General features: G+C 39.9%; 11 protein-coding genes, 1 other RNA gene and 1 other annotated feature. Of the genes, 11 read left to right on the top strand and 1 reads right to left on the bottom strand.

Features of this window, described 5'->3' with window-relative positions; translation table 11 throughout:
- The first annotated feature begins 83 nt into the window (after positions 1 to 83).
- The 6 genes from ACI3K6_RS15045 to dtd all read left to right on the top strand — a co-directional run bounded on the left by ACI3K6_RS15045 (position 84) and on the right by dtd (position 8,666).
- Positions 84 to 380, top strand: a complete 297-nt coding sequence (locus tag ACI3K6_RS15045) for a post-transcriptional regulator (RefSeq protein ID WP_435555448.1) — start codon at positions 84 to 86, stop codon at positions 378 to 380.
- A 146-nt stretch (positions 381 to 526) separates the two neighbouring features.
- Positions 527 to 2,794 (top strand): protein translocase subunit SecDF, encoded by a 2,268-nt coding sequence (gene secDF / locus ACI3K6_RS15040; RefSeq protein WP_435555447.1) that lies wholly within the window; start codon positions 527 to 529, stop codon positions 2,792 to 2,794.
- A gap of 127 nt (positions 2,795 to 2,921) precedes the next feature.
- The gene (gene recJ / locus ACI3K6_RS15035) at positions 2,922 to 5,285 is read left to right on the top strand and encodes a single-stranded-DNA-specific exonuclease RecJ (RefSeq protein ID WP_435555446.1); all 2,364 of its coding nucleotides are present in this window, start codon (positions 2,922 to 2,924) and stop codon (positions 5,283 to 5,285) included.
- The gene (locus ACI3K6_RS15030; RefSeq protein WP_435555445.1) at positions 5,276 to 5,788 is read left to right on the top strand and encodes an adenine phosphoribosyltransferase; all 513 of its coding nucleotides are present in this window, start codon (positions 5,276 to 5,278) and stop codon (positions 5,786 to 5,788) included. Before recJ ends, ACI3K6_RS15030 begins: the two co-directional genes overlap by 10 nt.
- Positions 5,789 to 6,017: 229 nt before the next feature.
- Positions 6,018 to 8,213: a RelA/SpoT family protein gene (locus tag ACI3K6_RS15025; protein WP_335474065.1), complete on the top strand. Its 2,196-nt coding sequence runs from the start codon at positions 6,018 to 6,020 to the stop codon at positions 8,211 to 8,213.
- A 12-nt stretch (positions 8,214 to 8,225) separates the two neighbouring features.
- On the top strand, positions 8,226 to 8,666 hold the full coding sequence (dtd, locus tag ACI3K6_RS15020) for a D-aminoacyl-tRNA deacylase (protein WP_435555444.1): 441 nt from the start codon (positions 8,226 to 8,228) through the stop codon (positions 8,664 to 8,666).
- A gap of 45 nt (positions 8,667 to 8,711) precedes the next feature.
- Here the strand turns inward: dtd and ACI3K6_RS15015 are convergent, their stop codons facing one another.
- Positions 8,712 to 10,484, bottom strand: a complete 1,773-nt coding sequence (locus tag ACI3K6_RS15015) for an SH3 domain-containing protein (RefSeq protein WP_435555443.1) — start codon at positions 10,482 to 10,484, stop codon at positions 8,712 to 8,714.
- Between the two features lie 155 nt (positions 10,485 to 10,639).
- On the opposite strand from ACI3K6_RS15015, the gene ACI3K6_RS15010 reads away from it, so the two are divergent.
- The 5 genes from ACI3K6_RS15010 (at position 10,640) to ACI3K6_RS14990 (ending at position 16,097) form a co-directional block, all read left to right on the top strand.
- The gene (locus tag ACI3K6_RS15010) at positions 10,640 to 10,816 is read left to right on the top strand and encodes a hypothetical protein (RefSeq protein ID WP_335474060.1); all 177 of its coding nucleotides are present in this window, start codon (positions 10,640 to 10,642) and stop codon (positions 10,814 to 10,816) included.
- A gap of 58 nt (positions 10,817 to 10,874) precedes the next feature.
- Positions 10,875 to 11,118 (top strand) — a binding site (T-box leader).
- Positions 11,119 to 11,218: 100 nt separating this feature from the next.
- Positions 11,219 to 12,490: a histidine--tRNA ligase gene (gene hisS / locus ACI3K6_RS15005; RefSeq protein WP_435555442.1), complete on the top strand. Its 1,272-nt coding sequence runs from the start codon at positions 11,219 to 11,221 to the stop codon at positions 12,488 to 12,490.
- 14 nt (positions 12,491 to 12,504) lie between these two features.
- Positions 12,505 to 14,274 (top strand): aspartate--tRNA ligase, encoded by a 1,770-nt coding sequence (gene aspS / locus ACI3K6_RS15000; protein ID WP_435555441.1) that lies wholly within the window; start codon positions 12,505 to 12,507, stop codon positions 14,272 to 14,274.
- 66 nt (positions 14,275 to 14,340) lie between these two features.
- Positions 14,341 to 14,536, top strand: a non-coding RNA gene (gene ssrS, locus ACI3K6_RS14995) — 6S RNA.
- Between the two features lie 793 nt (positions 14,537 to 15,329).
- Positions 15,330 to 16,097 (top strand): tRNA threonylcarbamoyladenosine dehydratase, encoded by a 768-nt coding sequence (locus ACI3K6_RS14990; protein WP_435555440.1) that lies wholly within the window; start codon positions 15,330 to 15,332, stop codon positions 16,095 to 16,097.
- The last annotated feature ends 208 nt before the right edge of the window (positions 16,098 to 16,305 follow it).

Here is a 16,305-nt window from a genome sequence, read left to right as displayed (position 1 = left end):
CATGGTGGACAAAGCATGACAAGTACTAACAGCTTTTTAAATTCTTTCATATTTTGGGGTGTTACCCAGAGGGAGCAGTAAAAATGGATATTAGTCACACATTTGATCACTTTCGTACCCAAGTGCAGCCAGCTATTTGGAGTAAACTAGAGGAGTTTGCCTTGCTGGGGTACGACTCTGTATCAGCGGAAGAATTCTGGCAATATCTAATTAGGAAAAAGTGGAAAAAGGTTAAAAATGAGCCAAAGTTATTTGAAATGATTCAGGATATTCTCTCCGTTAAGGTAAGTGACTATATCAATTACGCCACAATTGAAGCGTATAAATCCACCGAGTTTTCATTTGAAGATGAAAATGAACTTAAAGAGTTATTGAAATAATGAATTTGCTATTTTCATTTCATTTTTTTGTAAATTGACAGGTATTCCTACTTATTCCATAATGAAAGCAGTGACTTTTTAATATAGTTGTATAGGGCTTGTTCGTATCAGTACTATGCATGCGCACTAAGGAGGAAAACTACATAATGGTAAAGCGCAGTAGAATTGTTGCTTTTATTCTTGTGGTTCTATTAATTGGAAGCACAATGGGAGCAACGACGAAGAACATCTTAAATCATATTAAGCTTGGGCTAGACCTCCAAGGCGGTTTTGAGGTTCTATATGAGGTGAAACCGGCGAAAAAAGGTCAGAAAATTGACAAGGATGTATTAGCCAGTACGGCTGAGGCACTTGATAAACGGATTAATGTTCTGGGTGTCAGTGAGCCGAATATTCAGATTGAAGGCAAAAATCGCATTCGAGTTCAACTAGCAGGTGTTAAAGACCAAAATAGAGCTCGCGAAATTCTATCCACACAGGCAAATCTAAGCTTCCGTGATGTCAATGACAAGCTTATGATGGACGGAGCTGATTTAAAGCAGGGCGGAGCAAAGCAAACTTTTGATGAAAACGGAAAACCTAGCGTTTCATTAACTTTAAAAAGTGCCGATAAGTTTGCAAAAGTTACGAAGGATATTTCTAACAGACCATACGGAAGTAATCTTCTAGTCATTTGGCTCGATTATAAAGAAGGTAAGGATTCCTTTAAATCAGAAATGACAAAAAAGGATCCTAAATATTTATCAGCACCAACTGTAAATCAAGTTTTTAATCAAAATACCGTTTCGATTGTTGGTAATTTCACTGTTAAAGAAGCCCAAACGTTAGCTTCTTTGTTAAAGGCAGGGTCATTGCCCGTTAAGCTGAAAGAAGTGTACTCTACCTCTGTTGGAGCAAAATTCGGAGAAAATGCTTTACATGACACCGTATTTGCAGGAATCATTGGGGTAATTCTAATTTATCTGTTTATGATTTTTTATTACCGTTTTCCAGGCTTTATTTCTACCATCACATTATCCATTTATATTTTTCTTGTCTTATTAATATTTGACTGGATGAATGGAGTTCTCACCTTGCCGGGAATTGCAGCGATTATACTCGGGGTCGGAATGGCTGTAGATGCCAATATTATCACTTATGAGCGGATTAGAGAAGAACTTAAAGTGGGGAAAAGCATTAAATCTGCCTTCCAAGCTGGCGAACAACATGCTTTTACAGCCATATTTGATGCCAACTTAACTACCATCCTAACTGCTGGTGTGCTATTTTTCTATGGGAACAGCTCTGTAAAAGGATTTGCAACGATGTTGATTGTGAGTGTTCTTATGAGCTTCCTCACCAATGTTTACGGAGCAAGGTTCTTGTTAGGACTTTGGGTCCACAGTGGATTATTAAAAAATAAACATGGCTGGTTTTCAGTACGTCAGTCTCAAATTAGATCTATTAATGAGAATGTTGATACAATCAACCTCCCTACCAGATTTGATAGATTTGATTTTGTTAAAGTCAGGAATAAGATTTTTTTGCTTTCGGGAGTTTTACTTGTTGTAGGGATTGTAATCATCACCATTTTCCGCATGAATTTGGGTATTGATTTTTCAAGTGGAACCCGGGTAGAGGTTCAGTCAAAAACACCTTTGACTACTTCAAAAGTAAAAGATGCTTTTACTGAGCAGCATTTAACACCTGATGATATTGTCATCTCAGGTGATAAAAAGCAAATTGGTGCAGTCAGAATGATTGGTGTACTTTCCCAAAAAGAAATTGCTGAATTGAAATCGGACTTCAAAAAGAAATTTGGTTATGAGCCAAACGTCAGCACTGTTTCTCCAACTGTCGGAAAGGAACTTGCGAAAAATGCATTTTTCGCAGTATTGTTTGCTTCAATCGGGATTATCCTTTATGTTTCCCTTCGATTTGAAGCATACATGGCTATCGCTGCCGTTGCTGCAATCCTTCACGATGCCTTCTTTATGATTGCCATATTTAGTATTACAAGACTTGAAGTTGATTTGAACTTTATTGCTGCGATCTTAACGATTATCGGATATTCAAATCACGATACGATTGTTACTTTCGATAGAGTTCGTGAAAATATGCAAAAGAAAAAACGCCTGAAAACGGTTCAGGATATAGCGGATGTCGTCAACGTAAGTATTCGCCAAACGTTAACTCGTTCGTTTAACACGGTTTTAACAGTTCTCATTACGGTTATTTGCTTGATGGTTTTTGGAAGCCCATCTATTCGTAACTTCTCTATCGCCTTGTTTGTTGGATTAATCGTGGGTGTTTATTCCTCCGTCTTTATTGCAGGTTCTTTATGGTATGTATTTAAGTGTAAAGAGCTTAAAAAGAAAGGCGTTATTAAAACCGTTAAAGAAAAGAAAAAATATAGCGACCAACCACAAGTATAAAAAGTCAGCGGAAGTGCATTGAAAAGTGCTTCCGCTTTTCTTTGTTCAAAAGTATTTAACATATCTATGATTGAAAGCATGTCTTAGCTCCTGTATAATAAGAAGTCTGAGAGGTGACACATAAAAGATGCTACAGTCGAAAACAAGATGGGTTGTTCGAGATTCTGATCAAACATTAGTTGAAAAGCTGCAAAAAGAGTTGAAAATCACACCTCTTGTCGCGTCACTGCTCGTCAATCGTGGATTAGATACCGTTGATTCTGCGCGGTATTTTTTATTTGGAAAAGATGAGTTCCACGATCCTTTTTTAATGAAAGGAATGGACGTGGCAGTTAAACGAATTCGTGAAGCAATTGAAACACAGGAGCCTATCTTAATCTTTGGGGACTATGATGCCGATGGGGTCAGCAGTACCTCGGTATTAATGATCACTCTCCGAGATCTAGGGGCAAATGTTGACTTTTATATTCCTAACCGTTTTACAGAAGGATACGGACCAAATGAACCTGCTTTTCGCCATGCTGCAGAGCAAGGAATTAAACTGATCATAACAGTAGATACGGGGATTGCCGCCATTCATGAAGCGGGAATTGCCAAAGAACTGGGTCTAGATTTAATTGTTACCGACCATCATGAACCAGGCCCTGAATTACCAGAAGCACTTGCAATCATCCATCCCAAGTTGCCTGACAGTGTTTATCCATTCCGTGATCTTGCCGGTGTGGGAGTAGCTTTTAAATTGGCTCATGCCTTATATGGCAGCGTACCGGAGCATTTGCTTGAGATTGCTGTGATTGGCACCATTGCCGATTTAGTTCCGCTTAAAGGTGAAAATCGCTTGATAGCCAAAAAGGGACTCGAAAAACTGAAATTAACAAACAATATGGGTATAAAAGCTTTATTTAAATCAGCTGGTGTAAATCTTGCTTCCATTAATGAAGAAACAGTTGGCTTTTCGCTTGCGCCAAGGATTAATGCAGTTGGCCGATTGGCTGATGCTGATTTGGCCGTACAGTTAATTCTCTCAGAAGATCCGGATGAAGCAGTCATGCTTGCAGAGGAAATGGAGGCGCATAACAAGGAAAGGCAGTCTATCGTGAATACCATTACGGAAGAGGCCATCTCTGAGGTGGAAACCCATTTTCCTCTTGATTTCAATAAAGTATTAGTTATTGGAAAAGAGGGCTGGAATGCTGGTGTTATTGGGATCGTTGCATCAAGATTGGTTGAAAAGTATTATCGGCCAACCATTGTCTTAAGCTATGACCGAGAAAAGGGTCTGGCCAAAGGCTCAGCGCGTAGTATTGCAGGATTTGATCTTTTCCATAATTTATCGACCTGTCGTGAATTGTTGCCCCATTTCGGGGGACACCCAATGGCAGCGGGGATGACACTAAAACTTGAAGATGTTGCGGAGCTTCGCGATCGTTTAAATAATTTGGCGGATGACCTTTTGACAGAAGAGGATTTCGTCCCCATCACTTATTTGGACGAGGAAGTGAATCTGGAGGACATCGATTTATCCTCACTGGAAGAAATGAATCTTCTTGCCCCTTTTGGGATGGATAATGCCAAGCCAAAGGTGTTAATTAAAAATGTGGATATTACTTCCATTAAAAAAATTGGCAGTGACCAGAACCACTTGAAGTTAATGGTGAAAGAAAATGGATCAAGTCTTGATGGAATTGGTTTTGGTTTGGGGCCGTTAGTGGAAGAAATTTCTCCTGTCTCGAAGGTTTCATTAATCGGGGAATTATCCATCAATGAATGGAATAATATCCGTAAACCTCAAATATTTATCCAAGATCTTTCCGTTCAATCTTGGCAGCTATTTGATTTTCGGGGACAAAAGAGGTTGAATAGTATTATAAATGTGGTCCCGTCCCATAATAGAAAGATTATTTTTTTTAATAAAGGCAATTATGATAAAATAAATGCCAATTTACAAGATGGTGCCATTCTTATTCAACATCCTGATGAAGCAAGGGATCTTGACGTTGATAAGGCGAATATAGTTCTGGCAGATTTCCCATGTTCTAAAGAAATCGTCATTCATTTATTACAAGGAAAACAACCAGCCAGAATTTATGCTTATTTTTATAAGGAATCCAGTGATTTTTTCAGTACCGTACCAACCAGGGAGCATTTTAAATGGTTTTACGGATTGCTTTTGAAAAAAGGGTCCATTGACTTGAAACGATATGGTGAAGATATTGCAAAACATCGGGGCTGGTCGCAGGAAACAATCTCTTTTTTAGCAAAGGTGTTTTATGAACTGGATTTTGTTACAATAAATAATGGATTTATTACTTTAAACAATCAACCAATGAAGCGTGATTTAACGGATTCAATCACATATCAAACCAAAATGAAACAATACCAGCTTGAACAGGACCTATTGTATTCATCCTTCCACGAATTAAAGAATTGGTTTGATCAAATTTTGATGGAGTCCGCTGATCTTGAGGAGGCAATTAAACAATGGATTTAACGCAATTTGTAGCTATCGTACCGGATTACCCAAAAGAAGGAATAGTATTTAAAGATATAACTCCATTAATGAATAATGGGGATGCATATAGATATGCCACTGACCAAATTGTATCCTATGCGAAGGATAAACAAATCGATATAATCGTTGGGCCAGAAGCTCGCGGATTTATTATCGGATGTCCGGTCGCTTATTCATTAGGACTTGGCTTTGCTCCAGTACGGAAAGAAGGAAAGCTACCTCGTGAAACCATCAAAGTGGGCTATGGACTGGAATACGGCCAAGATGTCTTAACCATCCACCAAGATGCGATCAAACCGGGTCAGCGTGTTTTAATTACCGATGATTTATTAGCTACAGGCGGAACCATTGACGCCACTATTAAATTAGTGGAACAGCTTGGTGGTGTCGTTGCAGGTATTGCTTTTATTATTGAATTATCTTACTTGGATGGTCGTAGCAAGTTAGACGGCTATGATGTCTTAACATTAATGAAGTATTAGTCAATCATTCCAGGGCACTCAAGAAAAGAGTGCTCTCTTTGTTAATCATCAAAAATTTGCTTTTTTTCTCATAATTTGTGGAAATAAGTCTAAATCTCTTTACATCTTGCTTTTTTTTTTCGATAATAGTAACAATCATTTTAATTTAGTAACAATTTTATAAAGTAACATAAGTTTATTTTTTTAATAGAATGGCTTCATAAAATGTAATGAAAATAAAGGTGATTTCATGGCAAATGATCAAGTGTTAACAGCCGACCAAGTCATCGACAAGACGAAAATATATTTAAATGCTGAGCATGTGGAATTGGTAAAGCGAGCCTATGAGTTTGCTAAACATGCTCATCGTGAACAATATCGAAAATCGGGCGAACCGTATATCATCCATCCGATTCAGGTTGCCGGTATCCTGGCAGACCTCCAGATGGATCCAGCAACGGTGGCAGCCGGTTTTCTTCATGATGTTGTAGAGGATACGAATATATCTTTAAAGGATATTGCGGCTGCTTTTAACGAAGAAGTGGCCATGCTTGTCGATGGTGTTACAAAATTAGGGAAAATTAAATATAAATCGCACGAAGAACAGCAAGCAGAGAACCATCGGAAAATGTTTGTTGCCATGGCTCAGGACATCCGTGTAATTTTAATAAAGCTTGCCGATCGCCTGCATAATATGAGGACTCTTAAACATCTTCCAGTGGAGAAGCAGCGTCGGATTGCCAATGAAACACTTGAAATTTTTGCCCCTTTAGCTCACCGCCTCGGGATTTCAAAAATCAAGTGGGAGTTGGAGGATACAGCCTTAAGATACTTGAATCCTCAGCAATATTACCGAATTGTCAATTTAATGAAAAAGAAGCGTGCTGAGCGTGAGCAGTATCTTGACGATGTTATTGAAGAAGTAAAGGGAAGAATGGGAGAAGTTTCAATCAAGGCAGAAATATCCGGTCGTCCTAAACATATTTACAGCATTTATCGAAAAATGGCCTTGCAAAATAAACAATTCAGTGAAATTTATGATTTGTTGGCTGTTCGAATTGTTGTAAACAGTATTAAAGATTGTTATGCCGTTTTGGGGATTATTCATACTTGCTGGAAGCCAATGCCTGGCCGCTTTAAGGATTATATTGCAATGCCTAAGCCGAATATGTATCAGTCACTCCATACCACTGTAATTGGACCAAAAGGCGATCCTCTGGAAGTACAGATCCGTACTTTTGAAATGCATAACATTGCTGAGTTCGGTATTGCAGCGCACTGGGCTTATAAAGAAGGAAAAACGATCAGTGATGAGTCAACTTTCGATCAAAAGCTGACCTGGTTCAGAGAAATCCTTGAATTCCAAAATGATACAGCCAATGCAGAAGAGTTTATGGAATCATTAAAGATTGATTTATTCTCAGATATGGTGTTTGTATTTACACCAAAAGGCGATGTCATTGAATTACCTTCCGGATCCGTTCCGATCGATTTTGCCTACCGTATTCACTCGGAAATAGGCAATAAGACGATCGGGGCAAAAGTGAACGGAAAAATGGTAACCTTGGATTATAGACTTAAAACTGGCGATATTATTGAAATTCTAACATCCAAACATTCCTATGGTCCTAGTCAAGACTGGCTGAAACTTGCCCAAACCTCTCAGGCTAAAAATAAAATCCGTGCTTTCTTTAAAAAGCAGCGCCGGGATGAAAATATCGAAAAAGGCAGAGAGATGGTTGAAAAAGAAATCCGCAATATGGAATTTGACGTTAAAGAAATACTAACGCTTGAAAACCTGAAAAAGGTAGCGGAAAAATTCAATTTCACCAACGAAGAAGATATGTTCGCAGCGGTAGGATACAATGGGGTAACCGCTTTGCAGGTTGCCAATCGTTTAACAGAAAAATGGCGCAAAAAACGCGACCAAGAGCAGTCAGCCAACATTACCAAAGCTATCACGGATTTAAAGGCGTTTCCGAACTCTAAAAAACGGGAATCCGGGGTACGTGTACAAGGAATTGATAATTTATTAATTCGCTTATCCCGATGCTGTAATCCAGTTCCGGGTGATGAAATTGTCGGCTATATAACAAAAGGGCGAGGCGTATCTGTCCATCGTTCCGACTGTACCAATATTGATACCAATGATGCGCAATCAAGATTAATCCCAGTCGAGTGGGAATCTTCCTTAAATGACCGTAAGGAATATAACGTTGATATCGAAATAAGCGGCTTTGATCGCAGAGGTCTTTTGAATGAAGTTCTTCAAGCTGTTAATGAAACGAAAACAACGATTTCAGCTGTAACGGGGAAAACGGACCGAAATAAAATGGCTTCCATCGTCATGACCATTGCCATTCACAATGTGAGTCATTTACAAAAAGTTGTTGACCGGATCAAGCAAATTCCTGATGTTTATTCAGTACGCCGATTGATGAATTAAGGAGTTCTAAGTATGAGAGTAGTAGTACAACGCAGTAAATCTGCAAAGGTAACCGTAAATGGAGAAGTGGTGGGGGAAATCTCCAAAGGACTGGTATTGCTTGTCGGAGTAACCCACGATGATAAGGAAGAAGATGCAGCTTACATGGCTGATAAAATTGCTAATCTTAGAATATTTGAAGATGCTGAGGAAAAAATGAATTTATCCCTAGTAGATGTCGGCGGCGAAATTCTTTCCGTTTCTCAGTTTACTCTTTATGGAGATTGCCGCAAAGGAAGAAGACCAAGCTTCGTCGAGGCTGCACGTCCAGAATATGCCATTACGATTTATGAAACCTTTAATCGCCTTCTTCGTGAAAAAGGGATCACAGTGGCAACAGGGGAATTTGGAGCCATGATGGACGTCTCCTTAACCAACGACGGTCCGGTTACGTTAATTGTGGAAAGTAAATAATGAACATGAAAGAAGCACTCCGATCAGATGGAATGCTTCTTTTTTTTAATTATTTTTAAAATACCTTGATAATCCATTATACAACCCGGTAGCTGCATTCTCTTGGAACGCACTGGAGTTTAGCGTAATTTCCTCTTGGGGGTTGCTTAAGTAACCAAGCTCAATGAGTGTGGCTTTTTGGCTGTTCTCCCGAATCACATGGAAATCTCCAAACCGAACCCCACGGTTATTTAATCTTGTCTGACTGGCCGTATAAGAAAAGACCGTTTCAGCCAATTGTTTCTGGTAGGAATGATAATAATAACCGGTTGTTCCTTTTGCGCTTCGGTCAATACTGCTGTCATAGTGCAGACTGATAAAGGCATCGGCATTTCTATACTGGGCCACGCTCACACGTGAGGAAAGCGAGATAAAAGTATCATTGCTGCGAGTTAAATAAACATTTGCTCCTGCTGCTTTAAGCTTATCGTAAAGAAGCTGTGCTGTTCGCAGTGTAAGCTTTTTCTCCAAGGTACCTGTTGCTCCCAATGTACCGCTGTCTTCGCCGCCATGCCCGGGATCGATGACAATTGTTTTTCCTTTAATATAACCTTCTGCACTCGGTCTGCCGATGGCAGGAGCCTGCCCGTTTATGTATACAATCCATCCTGCAACATACCCGGTTGATCCATTATTCAATGTAATTTCATACCAATCATTTTGGACACTTTTGACCGGGAACTTGTCGCCTTTATTTGCACGTAATACAACGTCTGATCCTGTTGTTGGAGTCTTTCTTATATTGGTTCCATCTGTTAAAATGGTTACCGTTTGTTGACTGCTGGTTTGTCCAGAATTCGTGGATCCACTGGAGGTAGTTCCTGTTGTTTTTTCTAAATACCAGCTGGCCACCCAACCATAGCTGCCTTTTTTATATTCAATTTTAGCCCAACTATTGCTTTCAGCTAAGATGACAAAGACTTGCCCCTGGGTAACGGTTCCAACAATGGCTGTATTTTGGGAAGCGCCTGAGCGGACATTTAAACTAGTAGCGGTCACCTTTCCATTTATGTTGGTTGATCCCTGCTGTGGGGTGCTACCTGTAGTATTTGCTCCTGTTGTAATAAAATCTGCACTGACCCAGCCACGCAAATTGGAGTATTTTGCGTCAAGCCAATTATTTTTTCTAGAATAAATCGTTACTTTTGTTCCTTTTGTTAATTTTCCTAGTATGGTGCTTGAAGTGGTTGGTTCCTTCCGAACATTGATAATATCGCCATTTACGACACCGCTGCCGATGCTTCCAGAGCTTCCTGAAGAAGGATTACTCGATTGCCCTGAGGTTACAGTAACAAAGTCTTTCGAGACCCAGCCTTCGCCAAATGTGGAGGAAACTTTCACCCAGTTTTCATTTTGGGTAATAACAGGGACAACTTGTCCTGTATTTAGATATCCTATTACCCGGAAGCTTGTCCCAGGACCGGATCGAACCCTAAGCTGATCAGAGATAGATTTGGCCGTCATACCAGTCGATGTTGTTGTGGATGTCGGAGCTGTATTTTGATTGTCCTTATTGACTAGCCAGTTTGCCACCCAACCCGTTTTGCCGAACGACAGCTGAATCTGAATCCAATCATCCTGCTCTTTAATAATTTGATACTTATCTCCCCGTTTGGCCTTTTGAACTAAGGAATAGCTTAACCCAGGTCCACTTCGGATGTTAACGAAATCACTAGCAATTGTAACCGTCCCACTAGATGCACTACCTTTTCCTGGCGGTAGGAAGGCTCCTAATAAAAGAATGAAACATAATAGCAATACCCTTGATCTCTTTGACATTCTTCCCCTCCTTTTACACTATAATATTTTAGCGTAAAATCTACTGAAATTCATTCCTAAATTGTTAAAAAGGACCAACAAATCTATTAAAAAAAGATTATTTCTCTTATATTTGGAAAAGCTATTGGTATCGATCAAAAATAGGAGTGATTCATATGCGTTCCAGTGAAAAAGGAATGAACATTCAATCAATGGATGGCAGAATTTTTGGGATGGACTTTCATGATTTTATCCAAAAGGAACAGCATGCCGCCCCCATTGAATTAGCCTCTGAATTTGGACTAACGATGAGGGATGTCAAAAAATTAAAAAAACATCTGGAAAGGTCATAAATCACACTTGACATTAATGGCGATGCTCCGTATTATATTAAATAATATGCATACTTGAATATAACCAATGATGGAGCACAGTAGTTAAGGCAATTCCATGGAAAAGAGAGGGAATGCCCCGGGCTGAAAGCATTTCTGCATGAATCTTAATGAATGAACACTCCTTAGGTTTCCCTCTGAAAAAGTACTGACTTTAGTAGGAGATGAACGTGAACAGGCGTTAACTGTTTAAGCGGAACGGCGTGCTTTTTTATGTCGTTCAACTAGGGTGGCACCGCGGGAATATAACTCTCGTCCCTTGTTTCTATACAAGGGATGGGAGTTTTTTTGTATTTTTGGAAAAAGTCCGCAATCCATAAGTTTACATAAAGAAATCTTTAAGATAAAAGGAGGTTCTCCATTATGTCAATCAACATACCAAGAGGTACTCAGGACATATTACCGGGAGAGGTTGAGCTTTGGCAGCTCATTGAAAAAACAGCCAGAGAGCTTTGCGAGAAATACCAATATCAAGAAATCAGAACTCCAATTTTTGAATATACAGAGCTTTTCTCAAGGGGAGTCGGCGATACTACTGATATCGTACAAAAAGAAATGTATACCTTTGAAGACCGAGGGGGACGTAGTCTAACATTAAGACCTGAAGGAACAGCTTCTACGGTCAGAGCATTTGTAGAGAAAAAAATGTTTGGACTTCCTGGCCAACCCGTTAAGCTGTACTATTTAGGGCAAATGTTCCGTTATGAACGTCCACAGGCAGGTCGCTTCCGCCAGTTCGTTCAATTCGGTGTTGAAGCCTTAGGCAGCAGTGACCCGGCGATCGATGCAGAAGTGATCTCATTAGCGATGAACTTATATAAATCAATGGGCCTCAGCAAACTGAAGTTAATCATTAACAGTCTTGGGGACAAGGAGAGCAGAATTGCTCACCGAGAGGCATTAGTCAGTCACTTTAAGCCAAGAATTGGTGAATTTTGTTCGGATTGTCAGAATCGTCTTGAAAAAAATCCACTGCGCATTCTTGATTGTAAACAGGACCGTGAACATGAATTAATGAAAACAGCTCCTGCCATCATTGAATACCTTAATGGCGAATCTAAGGCATACTTTGACAAAGTTCAAACCTATTTGACACAGCTTGGGATTGAATTTGAAGTTGATCCAAACCTGGTTCGCGGTTTAGATTATTATAATCACACAGCCTTTGAAATTATGAGTAATGCTGAAGGTTTTGGTGCCATTACTACTCTTTGTGGCGGCGGACGCTATAACGGTTTGGTAGAAGAGATTGGCGGTCCGGAAACACCTGGAATCGGCTTTGCTTTAAGTATTGAACGATTTATCGCTGCATTGCAGGCTGAAGGCATTCAGTTAGACGTTAACACAGGAATTGATTGCTACTTGGCTGCACTAGGTGACAATGCCAAAGATTATACCGTCGGACTTCTACAAGAGCTGCGCCTTGCGGGTCTGTCAGCAGAACGGGATTATATAAATCGAAAAATTAAGGCACAATTTAAAGCAGCGGATCGGTTAAAGGCCAAATTTGTGGCAGTATTAGGCGATGACGAACTGAAAAACAATAAAATCAGCGTGAAAAATATGCAAACAGGTGAACAAGAAGAAGTGGAGCTTGATTCTTTTGTTCAATATTTGCGAGAAGCAGTTTTATAAGGAGGATATCGGTTATGTTTGGGAGATCGTATTTTTGTGGTGATGTACCAGAATCGGCAGTAGGGGAAAAAGTGACCCTAAAAGGTTGGGTGCAAAAGCGTCGTGACCTTGGAGGCTTAATATTTATTGATTTGCGGGATCGTTCAGGGATTGTTCAAGTGGTATTTAATCCGGATGTTTCTAAAGAGGCTTTGGAAACCGCAGAAAAAATCCGTAATGAGTATGTACTAGATGTGGTTGGAACAGTGGTTGCCCGTGAGCAAGGAACTGTAAATGAAAACATCAAAACCGGAAAAATAGAAGTTCAAGCTGAACAAGTTACCATCATCAATGAATCTAAGACGCCTCCGTTTATGATTTCAGATAAGACGGATGCTTCAGAAGATATTCGCTTAAAGTATCGTTATTTGGATTTTCGTCGTCCCGTTATTTTTGAAACTTTAAAAATGCGTCATCAAGTAACGAAGCAAATCAGAGATTTTCTCGATTCTGAAGGGTTTTTAGATATAGAAACTCCAATCCTAACATTGAGCACTCCAGAAGGTGCCCGTGATTATTTGGTGCCAAGCCGTGTTCATCCTGGTGAGTTCTATGCTTTGCCACAATCACCGCAGTTATTTAAGCAGCTGCTAATGGTAGGTGGAGTTGAACGATATTACCAGATTGCTCGCTGTTTCCGTGACGAAGACCTTCGAGCTGACCGTCAGCCTGAATTTACCCAAGTCGATATCGAAACTAGCTTTTTGAGTCAAGATGATATTTTGACCATGATGGAAAAAATGATGTCCCAGCTGATGAAGGCAGTGAAGGGTATTGAAGTAACAGTTCCATTCCCGCGGATGACCTATGCTGAAGCGATGAGCCGTTATGGTTCCGATAAGCCGGATACCCGTTTCGGTTTAGAACTTGTGGATGTATCTGAAATCGTGAAAGACTCCGGCTTCAAGGTATTTTCTTCAGCTGTAAATAGCGGTGGACAAGTAAAGGCCATCAATGTTAAAGGTGCGGCTGATAAGTACTCACGTAAAGATATTGATGCTTTGACCGAATTTGTTGCTGTATACGGGGCTAAAGGCCTGGCATGGTTAAAAGTTACTGCAGACGGGTTAAATGGGCCGATCGCTAAATTCTTTGCTGAAGAGGATGCTCAAGCAATTATGGCCACTCTCGAAGCGACTGAGGGTGATTTGCTGTTATTCGTTGCGGATAAAAAGAAAGTCGTGGCAGATGCTTTAGGAGCATTGCGACTTAAGCTTGGCAAAGAGTTAGAGTTAATTGATCAGAGTAAATTTAATTTCCTCTGGATTGTTGACTGGCCATTGTTAGAATATGATGAAGACCTTGGACGCTATTTTGCGGCACACCATCCATTCACTATGCCAGTTCGTGAGGATTTGGAATACTTGGATACAGATCCATCTAGAGTGCGCGCACAAGCATATGATATTGTTCTGAACGGTTATGAGCTTGGCGGCGGTTCATTGCGGATATTCGAACGTGACATTCAGGAAAAAATGTTTAAAGCTCTTGGATTTAAGCAAGAAGAGGCACAAGAACAGTTCGGATTCTTATTGAACGCCTTTGATTACGGTACACCTCCACACGGCGGGATTGCCCTTGGTTTGGACCGTTTGGTCATGCTGTTGGCTGGAAGTACCAACCTTCGTGACACCATTGCCTTTCCAAAAACAGCAAGCGCAAGTTGCTTGTTAACCAATGCTCCAGGTGAGGTTTCAAAGGCCCAGCTGGATGAATTATACTTGTCACTAAATGTTAATAAATAACAGTAATTATGGCTTAGGTAACCTTGAAGGCTGCCTAAAAATGTGCTATTATTAAGTCAATCAAGAAGAGTCCTGAGATGTACGTTGTCATACCTGAAGTTTTGACCGAACGTTATTTTAACGGGAGCCCGGGTTTTCTCAATGCGTAAATGCCTCTCTCTTTTACGAGCAGGAGGACTTACAATTTTAGGAACAGGACACCCACCTGCTGAGCGCGGGATCAAAACAAAGGATCTAAAGCGACGGCATATTTGGGACTCTTCACTTTATTCATAACCTCTTTATTGATGGTTCAAAACCTAAACGCATCGGAATTCTTATTTGAATTTCTAATGCGTTTTTTTTGTTGTTTTAGTAAGCTTTTTGTGAGACTACGTACTTGATTCAATCTCAAGAGGAATGTCGTTTATTAAGGGTATGAAGGACAAAATCCAATCTGACAAATAGAGAAATGTCGTTCATCGGGTGTATGAAAGACAAACTACGATCCTGGACAAAGAGGAATGTCTTTCATCAAGGGGATGAAAGACAAAATCCGATCCGACAAATAGAGAAATGTCGTTCATAGGGTGTGTGAAAGACAAACTACGATCCTGCAGAAAGAGGAATGTCGTTCATCGGGTGTATGAAAGACAAACTACGATCCTGGACAAAGAGGAATGTCTTTCATTGAGGGGATGAAAGACAAAGTCCGTTCCAACAAATAGAGAAATGTCGTTCATCGGGTGTATGAAAGACAAACTACGATCCTGCAGAAAGAGGAATGTCTTTCATTAAGAGTATGAAAGACAAAGTCCGTTCCAACAAATAGAGAAATGTCGTTCATCGGATGTATGAAAGACAAACCACGATCCGGTACCAAAAGGAATGTTTTTCATGAAAGACAAACCTCTGTCGTACAACAAAGACACGAAAAGTTATGGTGAAGGATTATTAATTTAATCTTATATGCATAATTCCTATAAAAATACTTGTTTTTAAAGACGAGTATGTTATATTTTTTAGGGTGAAATGATAAAACTAATGAAATGAATTAAAAATTTGGAGTGAACGTCATGTTGCATCAATTTTCTCGAAATGAGCTTGCGATAGGAACAGAAGGACTGGACATTATGAAAAATAGTACGGTCGCCGTGCTTGGCATTGGCGGGGTTGGATCCTTTGCCGCTGAAGCCTTGGCAAGATCAGGGGTTGGGCGTCTTGTGCTAATCGATAAAGACGATGTTGATATTACTAATGTGAATCGTCAGCTTATAGCTTTGCTATCTACTGTGGGCAGACCTAAGGTAGAGATTATGGAAGAACGCATTAAGGATATTAACCCCGATTGTGAAGTCATCGCCCTTAAGATGTTTTATACAGAGGATACCTATGAAGAAATATTTAGCTATAATTTAGATTTTGTAGTAGATGCCTCTGATACGATTATGTACAAAATTCATTTGGCAAAAGAATGTTTTAGACGGGGTATCCCAATTATTTCGAGCATGGGTGCGGCCAATAAAATGGACCCAACCCGGTTCCAAATAGCGGATATATCAAAAACCCACACGGACCCGATTGCGAAGGTAATTCGAACAAAACTCCGTAAAGAAGGAATTAAAAAAGGGCTTCCGGTTGTTTTCTCTGATGAGAGCCCAATTGTAATTCGGGAAGATGTACGAAAGGTAGTAGGAAACGATAAGGCCGAAATTCGCAAAGCGAAAATGCCACCGTCATCAAATGCCTTTGTTCCATCTGCCTGCGGATTAATCATGGCAAGTTATGTAGTACGGGAATTATTAAAGGATATAAAAATTAAACGCGTTAAGGATGAAAAGTAAATAGGCTGAACCCTTAAATCCATTGGATTGAGGGTTTTTTTTATTATCAAAGGGAGGCTCAAGGGCGGGCAGGGCTAGAAATACCGGAGAGAAGTATCATAGAAGTGCTAACACCCAAAAAAATCCTCAGAATTGTACCCGAGGATTTTTCTATACAATCGTTTTTATTGTTTTTAATTTAATTCCACAATTACACTTCAAACTATGT

This window comes from Neobacillus solisequens, from assembly GCF_051233465.1.
Taxonomy (GTDB): domain Bacteria; phylum Bacillota; class Bacilli; order Bacillales; family Cytobacillaceae; genus Neobacillus.
Note: the sequence above shows the minus strand (reverse complement) of the source record. Positions and strands in the feature narration are given on the sequence as shown.

Bases quoted from the DNA above. Each gene is read 5' to 3' on its own strand.
- ACI3K6_RS15045 (WP_435555448.1), top strand. From the start codon at position 84: ATGGATATTAGTCACACATTTGATCACTTTCGTACCCAAGTGCAGCCA.
- secDF (WP_435555447.1), top strand. From the start codon at position 527: ATGGTAAAGCGCAGTAGAATTGTTGCTTTTATTCTTGTGGTTCTATTA.
- recJ (WP_435555446.1), top strand. From the start codon at position 2,922: ATGCTACAGTCGAAAACAAGATGGGTTGTTCGAGATTCTGATCAAACA.
- ACI3K6_RS15030 (WP_435555445.1), top strand. From the start codon at position 5,276: ATGGATTTAACGCAATTTGTAGCTATCGTACCGGATTACCCAAAAGAA.
- ACI3K6_RS15025 (WP_335474065.1), top strand. From the start codon at position 6,018: ATGGCAAATGATCAAGTGTTAACAGCCGACCAAGTCATCGACAAGACG.
- dtd (WP_435555444.1), top strand. From the start codon at position 8,226: ATGAGAGTAGTAGTACAACGCAGTAAATCTGCAAAGGTAACCGTAAAT.
- ACI3K6_RS15015 (WP_435555443.1), bottom strand. From the start codon at position 10,484: ATGTCAAAGAGATCAAGGGTATTGCTATTATGTTTCATTCTTTTATTA.
- ACI3K6_RS15010 (WP_335474060.1), top strand. From the start codon at position 10,640: ATGCGTTCCAGTGAAAAAGGAATGAACATTCAATCAATGGATGGCAGA.
- hisS (WP_435555442.1), top strand. From the start codon at position 11,219: ATGTCAATCAACATACCAAGAGGTACTCAGGACATATTACCGGGAGAG.
- aspS (WP_435555441.1), top strand. From the start codon at position 12,505: ATGTTTGGGAGATCGTATTTTTGTGGTGATGTACCAGAATCGGCAGTA.
- ACI3K6_RS14990 (WP_435555440.1), top strand. From the start codon at position 15,330: ATGTTGCATCAATTTTCTCGAAATGAGCTTGCGATAGGAACAGAAGGA.